We start from the raw sequence: 15,084 nt of genomic DNA, 5'->3' as shown, positions 1-15,084 counted from the left end.
AGCCTCGTTTTGACGATGTGCTGCGCTCTGAGGCTTGGGCATTTGGGTTGGGTAAAAGCAAAAGCCCTTTGATTCTTGCGAATCAAAGGGCTTAGCATTCTGGTGGTGATAGGTGGACTTGAACCACCGACCCCAGCATTATGAGTGCTGTGCTCTAACCAGCTGAGCTATATCACCGAAAGACCGACATTATGGAGAGATTTGATGCCCTTGTCAAGCGTCGTTCAGATATTTATAGGTAGTGTCGAGTATGCTTAGCAATGGGCGCGCGCTCAGGCAGTCGATCACGTGGCGCTCAGGCATGGAGCGTAGCCAGGTGATCTGGCGCTTGGCTAATTGGCGGGTCGCGATGATGCCGCGCTCGCGCATTTCTTCATAACTGCATTGCTGATTCAGGTAATCCCAGGCCTGGCGATAACCGACGCAGCGGATAGACGGCAGGTCGGCATGCAGCTCTGGTCTTTGCTTCAAAGTGCGTACTTCATCCAGAAAGCCTTGTTCCAGCATCAGATCAAAGCGGCGCGCGATACGCTGATGCAGCACTGAACGCTCGCTGGGTTCCAGCGAAATAGACAGCATAGGAAAATCCGGGCCGCTGCGTACCTGTTTAGCCAGCAGTGCCGACATGGCCTGGCCAGTCAGATGGTAGATTTCCAGTGCGCGTTGTATGCGCTGGCTGTCATTTGGCGCCAGTCGCGCTGCGGTTTCAGGATCGACCTGTGCCAGGCGCGCATGTAAGCCGGGGACGCCTATGCGTTCGGCTTCTGCATCAAGCTCAGCGCGCAGCGCTGCATCGGCCGCAGGCAGTTCATCGAGTCCGTGTTTGAGTGCATTGAAATACATCATGGTGCCACCGACCAGTAAGGGCAGTTTGCCGCGGCTTTGTATATCCTGAACTAAGCGCGCTGCCTCTTTACGGAAGCTGGCGACCGAATAACTATCCGCCGCATCGATGATGTCGATCAGGTGATGCGGTACCGTCGCCAGCTCTTCGGCGCTGGGCTTGGCGGTGCCTATATTCATATCGCGATATACCAGTGCAGAATCAACCGAAATGATTTCGGCTGGCAGATGTCGCGCGATTTCCAGTGCTGCAGCCGTTTTACCGGATGCAGTCGGGCCCATAATCGCGATGGCTTTATTGGTCAACTTCATGTGTTTCGTGCTTTCTTGAAGCAGAGCGGCTGCTTACTGCTTGTAGCAGGCAGCCAGTTCTGCAAGCGTGGCTTACTGGCCGCGCAGGAACATTTTATCCAGGTCTTGCAGCCCCAGCTGCACCCAGGTTGGCCGTCCGTGATTGCATTGATCGGCGCGCTCGGTTTGCTCCATCTGGCGCAGCAGTGCATTCATTTCCGGGATAGTCAGGCTGCGGTTGGCCCTGACTGCAGTATGGCAAGCCAGTGTGCCCAGCAATTCATTACGACGGTCTATCAGTACGCGTGAGCCGCCAAATTCCCTCACATCACGCAGTACATCACGCGCCAGTGACTGGGCATCGGCATTTTTCAGTAAGGCCGGTACCGCGCGCACCGCCAGTGTGGTTGGCGAAATCGCTGTCATATCAAAGCCCAGGGTTTTCAGCGTGTGCTGATGCTCTTCCACTGTTGCGACTTCTATGGTATCGGCATAAAACGTCACCGGTATCAGCAATGCCTGTACTGGCATGCTGTCTTCATCGAGTGCATTTTTTAATTGTTCATACAGGATGCGTTCATGCGCGGCATGCATATCGACCAGCACCAGGCCTTTGGTGTTTTGTGCCAGTACGTACACGCCGTGTAACTGCGCCAATGCAAAGCCCAGCGGGTTTTCATCGGCAGGTAATTCACGTGCTGGCAGCGTAGCGGGGTGAGGCTCAGATACTGAAGCGGATTCAGGTGCCTGAAATAAGGCGCCATAGCGCGCCAGATTTTGTGAGACGCCGCCTTGCGCTGCGGGCCGTGGCCAGGCTGATGGGTAGGAAGCGCCAGCGCCGGTATAGCCGGGCGTACTGCCAGCATAGGGCGAGGCGGCTGCAAATTCCTTGGCAAAGCTAGCTTGTTCACCGGCGATCCAGGGCATGGTTTTCCCGGCCAGTACCGCAGTTGCACTGGCCGCAGTGGCTGGCGCTGGCACGGTGCCGAAGGCGGTTGCGGAGGTCTGAGCCAAGGCGCGCTGCACCGCATGGAATACAAATTGGTGGACCGCACGGCTGTCGCGGAAGCGGACTTCAATTTTAGATGGATGGACATTCACATCGACCAGCGCCGGGTCCAGATCCAGTGCCAGCACGTACGAAGGATAGCGGTCGCCGTGCAGAACATCCTGATAAGCGGCGCGTACCGCATGGGTCAGCAGCTTGTCACGTACAAAACGGCCATTCACATAAAAAAACTGCGCATCTGCACGGCCTTTGGAGGCCGTCGGCAAACCGACAAAACCATGCAGCCGTAAGGGGCCAGCACTTTCATCCAATGGCAGCCGCGCGCCTGCAAAATTTTCGCCGAGGATTTGCGCGCTGCGTTTGTCGATCGCACTCACATTCCAGTGATCGACCGCTTTTCCATTATGACTCAGGGAAAAGGAAACGTCTGGCCGCGCCAGTGCAATGCGGCGAACCACTTCGGCACAATGGCCGAATTCCGTCTGTTCTGACTTCAGGAATTTACGCCGTGCCGGCGTGTTGTAGTACAGATCCTGCACATCGACTGTCGTACCGGGCGCGCCGGACGCAGGTGAAATCTGTCCATTTTCAATTTGCCAGGCATGCGCGGCATCGGCTGTGCGTGTGGTCAGCGTCAGTAAGGATACCGAGGCGATCGAAGCCAGCGCTTCGCCACGGAAGCCCAGCGTGGCGACATTTTCCAGCTCTGTCAGCGAAGATATTTTAGAGGTCGCATGGCGTGCCACTGCCAGTGGCAACTGCTCGGGCGGGATGCCGCGCCCATTGTCAGTAATGGCGATGCGTTTCACGCCGCCTTCTTCCAGCCGGATATGGATATTGCTGGCACCCGCATCAAGCGCGTTTTCCAGCACTTCTTTGACGACAGCGGAAGGGCGTTCCACCACTTCACCCGCAGCGATCTGCGAAATCAGGTGGTCGGGCAGTGCCTGGATAGGCCGGACAGACTGAGGGGAGGGAGTATTTGCATTCATTCCTGCGATTATACCTTTGCTGAGCGGCCTTGCCTTCCATCCTGACATGCTTTCAGCCTTGCGCAGCATGCGCCTTAGTGTATGATTGCGGCGGTTTCCTTAATTGAGGTGAAAATGGATTTGATGCAACTCTTAGACATGGTTTTGCATGTCGATAAAATGCTGGGGCAAGTGATCGCTAATTACGGAACGATGGTGTATGTCGTGCTGTTTGCTATCGTGTTTTGTGAAACTGCGTTTGTCATTTTTCCATTTTTACCCGGTGATTCACTGCTGTTTATTGCAGGTGCTTTCTGCGCGACTGGTGCTATGAACCCCTGGTTGCTGGTGGCTTTGCTGCTGATCGCATCGATCTCGGGCAACACCATCAATTACTGGATAGGCAGCCTGATCGGGCATAAGGTGATGGAGCGCGATTACCGCTGGATAGACAAAAATGCCTTGAAAAAAACCCATGAATTTTATGAAAAGCATGGCGGTAAGACGGTAGTGCTGGCACGTTTCGTGCCCATCGTGCGCACGTTTGCACCTTTCGTCGCCGGTTTCTCCGAGATGACGCACCGTACCTTCCAGCTGTATAACGTGTTGGGCGCCTTGTTCTGGATACTGAGCCTGGTACTGAGTGGCTATTTCTTTGGCAATATCCCTTTCATACAAAAGAATCTGAACACCATCGTCTTAATCGGCGTCGGTGCTGCGGTGATCCCACTTTTGCTGGGCGCATTGTGGAAACTGTTTCGCCGCGTCGCCAGCAAGGCCTGAAGCGGCTGCGCTGCGATGAAAGCTGAGCGGACTTCGGCCAGACTGATCTGGATACATCCGGAGGCCCCCGCTAAGCCCGCTGAGGGCTTGCCCTGTAATGGTTGTGGAATCTGTTGCGCTGCCGAGCCTTGCCCGGTAGCGCAATTTTTTTTGCGGCAGTTATCCGGTAGTTGCCGCGCTTTGCAATGGAGTGAGCAGGATGGCTGCTACCGTTGCGGCATGCTGATCCAGCCATCTGCCTACTGGCGCTGGCTGCCGCAGCGCTGGGATGCCTGGTTTGCACGGCGTGTGCGGCGCTGGATAGCAGCCGGTACCGCCTGCGATTCGAACGCCTGGCTGGAGCCCGCGCCATCCTCCGCTGAACACGGTAAGGACAGCGCCGAGTGCTCCGGGCGCGCCGATTAAGCCATACGGCTTTTGGCTAAGGGGGGATTTTTAGAGAAATACTTTTTGACGCCTTTGACGATGGCATCTGCCATCTGATCCTGATAATCGCTATCGGTCAGGCGTGCCTCTTCTTCTGGGTTGGAAATAAAGGCGGTTTCTATCAATATGCTGGGAATATCCGGCGCTTTCAGCACTGCAAAGCCGGCCTGTTCTACCGCACCTTTATGCAGTTTGTTGATACCGCTGATTTCGTTCAGTACGACTTTTCCCAGCTTCAGACTATCATTGATCTGTGCCGTGGTGGACAAATCCAGTAGCACACTGGCCAGCTGTTTATCATGGGTTTTGATGTTGACGCCACCAATCAGATCCGCTGCATTTTCCTTATCTGCCAGCCAGCGTGCGGCGGTCGAGGACGCACCCTTTTCGGATAAAGCAAACACCGAGGAACCACGCGCCGAAGAATTGACAAAGGCATCCGCATGTACCGACATGAACAGATCGGCTTGCACTGCACGTGCTTTTTCTACCCTGACGTTCAAGGGGACGAAATAATCGCCATCACGCGTCAACATCACCCGCATATTTGGGAGCTGCTCAATCTTTGCCTTGAGTCGTTTGGCAATCGCCAGCACCACATCTTTTTCGCGACTGCCATTTCGTCCCAGCGCGCCCGGGTCTTCGCCGCCATGGCCGGGATCAATCGCAATCGTAATCAGGCGACTGACTGACTTTTCGCGATTTTTGTCGTTTTTTTCGGCCAGCTGGGTGTCTGGTTTTTCCGTTAGCTTTTCAGGGATCTTGTCGCCCGGTTTGTTTACTTGCTTCTCATCGCCGCGCAATTCGGGTTTGCCAGTATTATTATTCAGGTTAGGGGTAGTCGGTGCGACTTGCTTCGGGGTCGCTTCTTTTTGCCACTCGCCTTTTTCTATCAGCGCCGCCAACGGATCGGCTGGCTGGGCCGGGTACAGATCAAACACCAGTCTGTGTTTGTAGTTGCCTATCGGTTGCAGAGTGAATACCTGAGGATTTACTTCCTCTTTCAGATCAAACACCAGCCTGACCACGTTCGGCTTATTCTGGCCGACGCGTACCTGACGGATATACGGATCATTAGACTGAATTTTCGCAACCAGTTCTTTTAAGGTGGGATTGAGCTCCAGGCCCTCAATATCGACCACCAGACGTTCCGGATTTTTGACTGTGAAATGATTCGTTTTCAGTTCGCTGTCATTTTCCAGCGTGACGCGGGTGTAATCTTCCGCTGGCCATACCCTTACCGCCAGAATTTTTGCAGCTTGTGCAGCGTGCGGAGCCATGACCGACAGCAGTAGCGTGCCACCGGCTTTCAGCAGGGTGCGGCGTTTTTTGGCGTGGGTGGCGCCAGTCAGAGATTCGGAGCGAAGTGGAGTGATGCGAGACATGCGATACCTTTTGCAGACAACGCGTGCAATTCTACCTCACGACCATCACCGGCAACCGATAAATGCACATGCAAATCGGCTTCTGGCAGCACGCCGGCGGCTTTTTCCGGCCATTCGATCAGGCACAGCGTCTGTGCATTCAGTTCTTCGCGAAAACCTGCATCGATAAATTCTTCGGGACTTCCCATGCGGTACAGGTCAAAATGCATGATCGTAACCGGCTGACCGTGTAAATGTACGGCATACGGTTCCGCCAGTGTATAGGTGGGGCTTTTGACGCTGCCCTGATGTCCGGCTGCATGGATCAGGGCACGCGTCAGTGCGGTTTTACCGGCACCCAGATCGCCGTGTAAAAACACCAGCATGCCAGGCTGCAGTACCTGCGCCAGACTTTTTCCTAATGCCTGGGTGGCCGCTTCATCGTGCAGGGTAGTTTTATAATGTGACATTTCCAGCTAAATCTCTATTGTTCTATTCATGAATTTTCCTAACATAGCATATCGCTCCCTCCTTGTGTGGCAACCGCTGCCGTGTGCGCCTACTCACACAAATACAAAGAGCTCGCGATGACGCTGCCCCTTGACCAACTGCAAGAACTCGCACAGCGTATCAAGGACTGGGGACGCGAGCTGGGTTTTGCTGAAATCCGGATTGCTGATATCGATCTGAGTCACGCGGAAGCTGGCTTACAGCGTTGGCTGGACGCTGGCTATCATGGCGAAATGCAGTATATGGCGGCACATGGCATGAAGCGCTGCCGTCCGCAGGAACTGGTGCCGGGCACGCTGCGTGTGATTTCAGCACGGATGAACTATCTGCCACAGAATGAAGGCTGGCGCGCGCGCGAAGCCGATCGTACAGCCAAGGATGCCGTGATTTCAGTGTATGCCCGAGGACGCGATTATCATAAGGTATTGCGGAACCGGCTACAGCAGCTGGCTGACCGCGTGCAGCAGGAAATCGGCCCTTTTGGTTACCGCGCATTCACCGATTCTGCACCCGTGATGGAAGTAGAGCTTGCCAGCCAGGCTGGATTGGGATGGCGTGGCAAACACAGTCTGCTGATCAGCCGCGATGCGGGTTCTATGTTTTTTTTAGGTGAGCTGCTGGTTGATATTCCCCTGCCAGTTGACGCGCCTGTGACTGAGCATTGCGGGCAATGTTCCTCCTGTATCACGGCTTGTCCGACCCAGGCCATCGTCGCACCTTACCAGGTTGACGCACGCCGCTGTGTGTCGTATCTGACGATAGAGCTACAAGGTTCTATACCGGTAGAATTGCGCAGTCTGATTGGTAACCGGGTGTATGGCTGCGATGATTGTCAGCTGGCCTGCCCTTGGAATAAATTCGCGCAAAAAGCGGTAGTCGACGATTTTGCGGTACGTCATGGGTTGGACCGTGCGCGTATGGTGGACTTATTTTTGTGGAGTGAGGAGCAGTTTTTACGCCATATGGAAGGCAGCCCTATCCGGCGCATCGGCCATGAAAGCTGGTTACGCAATTTGGCAGTCGGACTTGGTAACGCCGCTGGCGAGCATTATGCCGATGCGGACATCGTGCAGGCTTTAGCCACGCGTGCCACGCATCCGTCTGCCATGGTCAGAGAGCATATCTTATGGGCATTGCAGCAGCACGGCGTGATTGTACCCGCTTAGGGACCGACCACACTTAACCAGAATGGCAGGCTCAGTGCGGATAATAAAGTGCTGGCCGAGACCAGAAAGGCGACAAAGGGGCCGTTGCCACCCATACGTGCCGCCAGCACAAATGCACTGGACGCGGTAGGCAGTCCACAGAAAATCACGACGATTTGTAATTGCAATAAGGGCAGTTGCAGGTAGCGGCCAATCAGCCAGCCGGCTGCAGGCAGTAACATCAGTTTGATCGTGAGAAAACTGGCAGCATATCCTTTGGCTTCATGTAATCCGCTGAGGCGGATACCGGCACCGACGGCCAGCAAACCCAGCGCAATAGAGGCGTTACCGAGTCTGGATAAGGTCGCTGCCACACCATCCGGCAGATGCCAGCCCAGCAGGCTGAACATGACGCCGCAGGCGGTGCCAACGACCAAGGGATTACTTGCGATTTCTTTGAGCAGCCGGCCACTGTTATGGGCTAGCGCATAGACGGCAGCCATATTACATAGCGGGACCAGGAAACCGATCAAGATCGCCATCAGTCCTGTGCCTTGCTCACCCGCGAGGCGGGATGCGATCGCCAGCGCGATATAAGAATTGAAGCGGAATGCAGTTTGTACGCCGGATTCAAAATAGCGTGGTGGCGCTTTGAATATAAATTGCGTGAACCAGCCCAAAGTCATCGCGCAGCAGGTCGCTGCGATACCGGTCTTGAGCATATTGCCGGTCGAATGAAAATCAAATTGAGTTTTGGCTGTGGTGTAAAACAGCAGGGCTGGAAACAGAAAAAAGTAGACCAGCTTTTCCACCCCGCTCCAGAAATGTCCGCCCCAATGCTGTTTACGTGCGAGCAGGAAACCGAGCAAAATCAGACTGAAATCGGGGAACAGCAGATTGAAGACAGACATAGAGGCAAAATAAGGCTGACTGAAGTGGCCTGACTATAGCAGGCCTGAGCATCCTGCATAGGATACAGATAAGGACTTATTTCAGCAGACCAGCCAGTTCCACCGCAGTTTTGACTTGCATCTTATCGAAAATATGGGCGCGGTGGACTTCGACAGTACGCATACTGATCCCCAGTTCATCGGCAATCACTTTATTCATTTTCCCGAGCAAAATCAGATCCAGCACTTCTTTTTCGCGCGCTGACAGACTGGCCAGCCGTTCATGGATCTGCGCAGTGACACCGGCTTCACGCGACATCGCCAGTGCCTCCAGTACGCGGTCCATCAACTTATTGTCATTGAACGGCTTTTCAAAAAAATCAAAGGCACCACGTTTAAGGGTATCCACCGCCATCGGCACATCACCATGCCCAGTCAGAAAAATTACGGGTAGGCGTTTGGTCAGTTTTCGGGCGGACAGCATATCGAACAGACTGGTGCCGGATAGTCCCGGCATACGTACGTCCAGCAACACGCAATCACCCTCGGTATCGAAGCGGAAACCTTGCTCCAGTCCGGCCAGGAACTGCTCGCTGCTGGCATAGCCGACTGCAGCAATCTGGCGCGAACGGGCAAGCCAGGACAGCGAATCCCGGATTACTTCTTCGTCGTCGATGATGTGTAACATAGTCTCTCCACACGGATTGTTAAGTGCCTGCCTGGCTTTTTTTGCACGACTGGCCTGCGTACGATGACAGCAAACTCAGGCTGTATCAGCCATGCGCGGCAGTATTGTCTTTGCTGATGACGGGTAAGGCAAGCCGGAATATCGTACCACCTTCAGGATTGGCACTATGGGTCAGCTGCCCGCCATGAAATTCTATGGCTGTTCTGCAAATATTCAGACCCATCCCCATTCCACTATTTTTAGTTGAAAAGAAGGGGGAGAACAGCTTTTCTGCGACTTGCTGTGAGATACCGTGGCCGCGATCAATCACCAGAATCTGAATTTGCTGCATTGTCGCATCATAGCTGATTTGCAGGCGTAAAATTTTTTGTGCCTGCGCCGTATGTTGCATTGCCTCTATCGCATTGCGGGTCAGATTGAGTAATACCTGCTCCAGCAGCACCTGATCGGCCAGCAGAGGCGGTAAAGGATCGCTCATATCGGCGTACACCGTAATGTGTGAAGGCTGCGCCTGCAGCTCTATCAACGGCAGTGCGCTGTTAATCACATCGCGGATATGGATGCACTGGCGGTCGGGATCGCGTTTTTTGACGAAATCATAAACGCTGCGGATGATCTGGCCAGCCCGCTGTGCCTGGGCATTGACCTTGCCCAGTGCGCTTTGCAGCAGCGTAGGGTCCGCAACGCCAGCCTGTATCAGATTCGAGGCTGCGGTGGTATAGCTGGAGATCGCCGCCAGAGGCTGATTCAGTTCATGCGCCATCATGGATGCCATTTCCCCCATGGTCGCCAGTTTGGCACTCGCATGTAGCTTCTCTTCTTGCTGGCGCGTGATTTCCTGCGCATGTTTGAGTTCAGAGATATCCAGTATCGAGCTCATCCAGCCGGTTTGCTTGCCTGATTCATCAATCAGTGGAGATTCATAAATCAAAACCTGGATACGCTCACCATTAGCATGCTGATAGATGGTTTCAAAGCCTTCTTGTGGTACCGTGCCAGCCAATAACTGACTGAAGCGCTCCTGATATTCTTCATAGGCTTCCGGTGCCCAGTAAGGCATGGGCGGGACGTGGCCGATAATTTGTTCAGCCGGATAGCCTACCATCTTGCAAAAAGCCGGATTCACATATGTCAGACGTCCCTGCATGTCGCGCGCGCGCAAACCTGTTACCAGCGAATTTTCCATCGCAGTACGGAAAATCACTTGCTGGCGCAACGCGCCTTCTGCGGCCAGACGGCGGTTAATATCGCGCCACAGCGCCAGCAAACTCCAGATTAATCCTATCGACAACAGCACGATGGTGACTACGAGCAGATTAGACAGGATTTTTGGTTCTGTCTTAGTACTGTTGGTACGTAAGATCAGACTCAGCTCAGGCAACTCCAGCTGGCGGTTGTGGGTGTAGACGTTTTTACCCACCCCACCTGCGGCACGCGTGGCATATACCGTATCGTCATTGTCGAGGATGGAAATCTGATTTTCCTGCGCAAACCACCAGGGCACCAGTTCGTCGAGAATGCCGTTGGCCAGATAGCTGATTACGATATTGCCGTAGTGCGTGTTTTGCTTGTACAACGGTACCTGGCAACTGATCAGATAGCTGTTTCTCTGCGCTTCCGCATCCAGCGCAGGAAGAAAGCAGCGTGTTTTACGGTCGATTTCAAAAACGCTCGATACCAGAGTGTGCGGTGGTGGCCCGGCCTGAGAGGGGTCTCCTTTTTTTTCGGTTGAGACGACGGTCTCGCCCTCTGGTCCTATCCAGCTGATACGCACGATTTCACGGTTACTGGATAGCAGTTGCTGAAAGCGTTCCAGCACTGCTTTTGGCTGTGTGCCGGCCGTCACTACATCTGAACCGATTTGTCGTACCACTTCATCGTTGCGGTCTAACTGAAAGATGATGGCCTGTTCCACCCACAGCGTGTCGGCAATTAATTGTTCCTGCCTTTCATTGGCTTCCATTCTTTGCGCCTGCCAGGGCAGCCAGATCAGGGTAGCCAGAAACAGCGCAAGCAGCAGGATAGGGATCATCCAGCGCCATTTCTGATTGGGCCAGGTTTGCGATTGGTAAAATTTTTTCATGCTATATAGTGTAATCTACTCCCCGCTGAGCAGAAACCCGATGCTAGTTATTAATCGCATAGTGGTTATCCACACTAGTATCAGCACAGTTAATTTTGAATAATCACAGAGCATTAAAAATTAAATAAAAGAAATAGAAGCGTCCAAACTGTCGCGCTTCTGAATAATAAAATCCCGGAGACCAGCATGAAGATCAAGACACTCCTGTTTTCCTTATTTACTCTTCCACTGATCAGCGGTGCAGCATTTGCGCAGACTCCTATCGTGATTAAGTTCAGTCATGTGGTTGCCAGTGACACGCCGAAAGGTAAAGCTGCAGAACGCTTTAAAGAACTGGCAGAAAAGGCAACCAAAGGAAAAGTCCGGGTCGAGGTCTATCCAAACAGTATGCTGTACAAAGATAAAGAGGAACTTGAAGCTTTGCAATTGGGTGCAGTACAGATGCTGGCACCTTCGCTTGCAAAGTTCGGGCCGCTGGGCGTGAAAGAATTTGAAGTTTTCGATCTGCCGTATATTTTCCCGACCAAGGATGTCCTGTATGCGGTGACAGAGGGACAGATAGGCCGGGATTTATTTAAAAAACTGGAATCCAAAGGTATTACCGGTCTGGCTTACTGGGATAACGGTTTTAAGCTTATGTCTTCCAATAAACCTGTCCATCTGCCATCGGATTTAAAAGGACAGAAATTACGCATTCAATCCTCTAAAGTCTTAGATGCCCAGATGCGAGCTGTCGGCGCTATTCCCCAGGTTCTGGCGTTTTCTGAGGTGTATCAGGCACTACAGACTGGCGTGGTAGATGGCACAGAAAACCCACCATCCAATCTGTACACACAAAAAATGCATGAAGTGCAGAAGCATGTCACCGTCACCAATCACGGTTATCTGGGATATGCGGTGATCGTCAATAAAAAATTCTGGGATGGTTTGCCGGCTGATGTGCGCAATGATCTCGATGCTGCGATGAAAGCTGCAACTAAATATGCGAATGCGATCGCGCAGCAGGAAAATGACAATGCGTTGGAGGCTGTGCGTAAATCCGGCAAGACGACGGTGTATGTTCTGACCGAAAAGGAAAAAGCAGAATGGCGTAAGGCTTTGTTATCCGTGCAAAAGGATATGGAGAACCGTATCGGGAAAGACCTCATTGCCAACGTCAATAAAGAAACTGCCCGCCTCGGTATTAAATAAGTAATCCGGCTTTCTATTTGTGGCGTCAGCTGTTTCATTTGACAGCCAGGTCAAATCCTTGTCTGCTTTGTTCCTTTATATGCATCGCCATCGTAGAGTCGCGAATTTGACTGGATGGATAAAGGAGATCGTTTGCATCTGGTATTACAAAAACAGTCTTGAGCAACCCCTTGTTACTTGTGATTCCATGTTTATTGAGTATGCGTAGCAAACAGAGATGTACGTTTAGCATTACACACATAGGGTGCTTGCGCCAAATCTGATTTAAAAATAAGCATATAAATCTATTGTTAATTTTAATAAAGCCCTACATGGCCAGCCTATCTATGGTTTTAATTTTGTTTACCACATTTTTATATGCTTTATAGTACTTTTACATTTCTGCAACAATGCCGTATTTTTACTTAGTTTTTTTTGTCACTGGTATTTCGCCATGCTATATTCTGCGCAGTTCAGAATTTCGCAGTGCAGATTTATAAGGCGGTAGTGCAAAAAAACGGTACTCATACCGTACACTGAGGAGACGCGCGTTTTTCATATAAGCTGAGTGACTGGCCTGTGCCAGCCAACTAAACAGCAAAAAACGCGAAAAATTTTTAAAGGCGCATCGGCAGATGCGCCTTTTTTCTTTGGTGAGCCTAGCCTGTTAATATAGTGACGCTGGGATAGGGCAAACGCCAACCCGGACTGGCTGGATACACAAACCCGCCCCGTACAGTGTTCTCCTTTGGATGCCTCATTTACATATTGCCAAGACCAGATATGACAAAAGCTGAATCCGAATTGTTTGACTCAATTGTCCGCGCTCCTTTCGGCGCGGTAGGCATACGCACGGCAAATGACTTACTCAGCGAACTGGTGTATTTACCCGCACGTTTTGAAGAAAAAGCGCCTTCAGATGCCCTGAATTTGCAAATACATCAGCAATTGCTGGCCTATTTCGATGATGCGCATTTTCGCTTTTCCCTACCTTTGCAGCCCCGTGGCAGTGAGTTCCAGAACCGCGTCTGGCGAGCAATTGCAGCAATCCCTTGCGGTAGCGTACTCACCTATGGCGAGGTCGCACGACAGATACGGTCGGCGCCACGCGCGGTCGGTCAGGCATGTGGTGCCAACTGGTATCCGCTGGTGATTCCCTGCCATCGGGTTACCGCTGCAACTGGCCTGGGTGGTTTTTCGCATCATGATGATGAAAGTGGTTTTCATCTTGGCGTAAAACGCTGGTTACTGGCCCATGAAGGCCTCACTCAGTATGGCACTTAAGAACACGGCTGAGCTGGCGGCCCGTCGCCGTGGCCGGGCACCGGTGCAGACGATCGCACTGAGTGTGCTGGTCCAGACGCAGATAGACAATTTCTGTGACTTGCTATGGCTGGAAGAGGGACTCTCTAAAAATACGATAGAAGCCTATCGCAGTGACCTGCGTTTTTTTGCTGCCTGGCTGCAGCAACATGAAGTCAGTGATCTGTACCAGGTCGGAAGTGCAGAATTAAATGACTACTTGTCTGAAAAGAATCCCGGCTCGCAATCCAGCAGTGCCAACCGTCGCCTGAGCGTACTCAAACGGTTTTATCAGCTTGCGGTACGCGCTGGCAGCCTGAGCGAGAATCCGACTGAACAGCTGCGTTCTGCCAAGGCAGCACAAAAACTCCCCAAGTCTGTGAGTGAAGCACAGGTGGAGGCGCTGATACAAGCGCCGGATGATAGTGCGATTGGCTTGCGTGACCGGGCGATGATAGAGTTAATGTATGCCTGTGGTCTGCGCGTCAGTGAACTGGTGCAACTCAAAACCACCGAGGTGGGCTTAAACGAAGGTGTGCTGCGCGTCACTGGCAAGGGCAATAAGACGCGTCTGATACCATTTGGCGAACATGCGCGCAGTTGGTTAGAGCGGTATCTGCAAACGGCGCGCCCTGCCATATTGCAGGGGCAAATCGACGATGCCTTATTTGTCACTGCACGTGGTACCGCCATGACAAGGCAAATGTTTTGGGTACTGATCAAAAAATACGCAGCGCAGGCTGGTATCCGTTTATCGCTATCACCACACACCTTGCGGCACGCGTTTGCGACACACCTGCTGAATCACGGTGCAGACCTGCGCGTGGTTCAGCTGTTGCTTGGTCATGCGAATATCACCACTACGCAGATTTATACACATGTGGCTAAAGAGCGCCTGAAACAACTGCATGCACTGCATCATCCCAGGGCTTAGCGATAAGATCAAGGTTAAAGTCAGGATGCCTCATTCACCTGATCGATTATACGTACCGGATTCGCGGAAATGAACAATTCAGTATGGAGGAAAAGTTGGCAAAAAAAGAGCATGTATCAGAAACACCGGCGACACAGTTTCTGAAGAAAAAAGGGTTCAGTTATTCGGAGCATCCGTATGCTTATGAAGAGCATGGCGGTACAGCGGTCTCATCCCGGGAGCTAGGGGTGGATGAGCATTGTGTAATCAAAACCTTAGTGATGCAGGATGAAACGGCGAAACCCTTGGTCGTACTCATGCATGGCGATTGTAAAGTATCGACTAAAAATCTCGCCCGCCAGACTGGCCGCAAAAGCATAGAGCCTTGTAAGCCCGAAGTCGCCCAGAAGCATTCTGGCTATCTGATCGGCGGGACTTCACCTTTTGGCACGAAAAAGAGTATGCCTGTGTTTGTCGAGGAAAGCATATTGCATCTGCCACGTATCTACATTAACGGCGGACGCCGCGGTTATCTGATAGGAATTGCACCGCAGATTCTGACTGATGCACTATCTGCACAGGCCGTGCATTGTGCATTAGAAGAGTAATTTCAGTCCGGTATAGGATAGAATTCTGGCTTTACATCGGGGTGGAACTGCAAACTGCATCGTAGTCCGGCCATGTAACCGCTCACAT

The 15,084-nt window shown here is 52.4% G+C and carries 14 protein-coding genes and 1 tRNA gene; 7 read left to right on the top strand and 8 right to left on the bottom strand.

Going from position 1 to position 15,084, the window contains the following annotated elements; translation table 11 throughout:
* Positions 1 to 100: 100 nt before the first annotated feature.
* The 3 genes from H8K47_RS12475 to mutL form a co-directional block, all read right to left on the bottom strand.
* Positions 101 to 177: transfer RNA gene (locus H8K47_RS12475), tRNA-Met, on the bottom strand.
* 36 nt (positions 178 to 213) lie between these two features.
* Positions 214 to 1,155, bottom strand: coding sequence for a tRNA (adenosine(37)-N6)-dimethylallyltransferase MiaA (gene miaA, locus H8K47_RS12470; RefSeq protein WP_186881738.1), 942 nt, complete (start codon positions 1,153 to 1,155; stop codon positions 214 to 216).
* 72 nt (positions 1,156 to 1,227) lie between these two features.
* Positions 1,228 to 3,135, bottom strand: coding sequence for a DNA mismatch repair endonuclease MutL (gene mutL / locus H8K47_RS12465; RefSeq protein ID WP_186881737.1), 1,908 nt, complete (start codon positions 3,133 to 3,135; stop codon positions 1,228 to 1,230).
* 114 nt (positions 3,136 to 3,249) lie between these two features.
* On the opposite strand from mutL, the gene H8K47_RS12460 reads away from it, so the two are divergent.
* Both H8K47_RS12460 and H8K47_RS12455 read left to right on the top strand, forming a co-directional pair.
* Positions 3,250 to 3,897, top strand: a complete 648-nt coding sequence (locus tag H8K47_RS12460) for a VTT domain-containing protein (protein WP_186881736.1) — start codon at positions 3,250 to 3,252, stop codon at positions 3,895 to 3,897.
* 15 nt (positions 3,898 to 3,912) lie between these two features.
* Positions 3,913 to 4,302: a hypothetical protein gene (locus tag H8K47_RS12455; protein ID WP_186881735.1), complete on the top strand. Its 390-nt coding sequence runs from the start codon at positions 3,913 to 3,915 to the stop codon at positions 4,300 to 4,302.
* Here H8K47_RS12455 and H8K47_RS12450 read toward each other — a convergent pair.
* Together H8K47_RS12450 and tsaE are read right to left on the bottom strand one after the other, a co-directional pair.
* A complete protein-coding gene (locus tag H8K47_RS12450; protein ID WP_186881734.1) occupies positions 4,299 to 5,708 on the bottom strand; it encodes an N-acetylmuramoyl-L-alanine amidase in 1,410 nt (469 codons plus the stop codon). The two genes, H8K47_RS12455 and H8K47_RS12450, sit on opposite strands and share 4 nt — an antisense overlap.
* On the bottom strand, positions 5,672 to 6,157 hold the full coding sequence (tsaE, locus tag H8K47_RS12445) for a tRNA (adenosine(37)-N6)-threonylcarbamoyltransferase complex ATPase subunit type 1 TsaE (RefSeq protein WP_162021502.1): 486 nt from the start codon (positions 6,155 to 6,157) through the stop codon (positions 5,672 to 5,674). Before tsaE ends, H8K47_RS12450 begins: the two co-directional genes overlap by 37 nt.
* Before the next feature lie 117 nt (positions 6,158 to 6,274).
* On the opposite strand from tsaE, the gene queG reads away from it, so the two are divergent.
* A complete protein-coding gene (gene queG, locus H8K47_RS12440; RefSeq protein WP_186881733.1) occupies positions 6,275 to 7,363 on the top strand; it encodes a tRNA epoxyqueuosine(34) reductase QueG in 1,089 nt (362 codons plus the stop codon).
* Here the strand turns inward: queG and H8K47_RS12435 are convergent.
* The 3 genes from H8K47_RS12435 to H8K47_RS12425 all read right to left on the bottom strand — a co-directional run bounded on the left by H8K47_RS12435 (position 7,360) and on the right by H8K47_RS12425 (position 11,003).
* Positions 7,360 to 8,253, bottom strand: a complete 894-nt coding sequence (locus H8K47_RS12435; protein ID WP_186881732.1) for an AEC family transporter — start codon at positions 8,251 to 8,253, stop codon at positions 7,360 to 7,362. The genes queG and H8K47_RS12435 overlap by 4 nt on opposite strands.
* Before the next feature lie 76 nt (positions 8,254 to 8,329).
* Entirely contained in the window at positions 8,330 to 8,920 is a 591-nt protein-coding gene (locus H8K47_RS12430) for a response regulator transcription factor (protein ID WP_186881731.1), read from the bottom strand.
* 85 nt (positions 8,921 to 9,005) lie between these two features.
* On the bottom strand, positions 9,006 to 11,003 hold the full coding sequence (locus tag H8K47_RS12425) for a PAS domain S-box protein (protein WP_230410199.1): 1,998 nt from the start codon (positions 11,001 to 11,003) through the stop codon (positions 9,006 to 9,008).
* 186 nt (positions 11,004 to 11,189) lie between these two features.
* Here H8K47_RS12425 and H8K47_RS12420 point away from each other — a divergent pair, with 186 nt between their 5' ends.
* The 4 genes from H8K47_RS12420 to ybaK all read left to right on the top strand — a co-directional run bounded on the left by H8K47_RS12420 (position 11,190) and on the right by ybaK (position 14,996).
* Positions 11,190 to 12,194, top strand: coding sequence for a TRAP transporter substrate-binding protein (locus H8K47_RS12420; RefSeq protein ID WP_186881730.1), 1,005 nt, complete (start codon positions 11,190 to 11,192; stop codon positions 12,192 to 12,194).
* Positions 12,195 to 12,956: 762 nt separating this feature from the next.
* Positions 12,957 to 13,457 carry a methylated-DNA--[protein]-cysteine S-methyltransferase gene (locus H8K47_RS12415; protein ID WP_186881729.1) on the top strand — a complete coding sequence of 167 codons (501 nt, stop codon included), beginning with the start codon at positions 12,957 to 12,959 and terminating at the stop codon, positions 13,455 to 13,457.
* On the top strand, positions 13,429 to 14,409 hold the full coding sequence (gene xerD, locus H8K47_RS12410; protein WP_186881728.1) for a site-specific tyrosine recombinase XerD: 981 nt from the start codon (positions 13,429 to 13,431) through the stop codon (positions 14,407 to 14,409). The genes H8K47_RS12415 and xerD overlap by 29 nt, the downstream gene beginning before the upstream one ends.
* Before the next feature lie 83 nt (positions 14,410 to 14,492).
* Positions 14,493 to 14,996 (top strand): Cys-tRNA(Pro) deacylase, encoded by a 504-nt coding sequence (gene ybaK, locus H8K47_RS12405; protein ID WP_186881727.1) that lies wholly within the window; start codon positions 14,493 to 14,495, stop codon positions 14,994 to 14,996.
* Positions 14,997 to 15,084 lie beyond the last annotated feature (88 nt).

This window comes from Cognatundibacterium rugosum, from assembly GCF_014284365.1.
Lineage (GTDB): Bacteria > Pseudomonadota > Gammaproteobacteria > Burkholderiales > Burkholderiaceae_D > Undibacterium > Undibacterium rugosum.
This window is presented reverse-complemented; position numbering and strand designations above follow the sequence as displayed.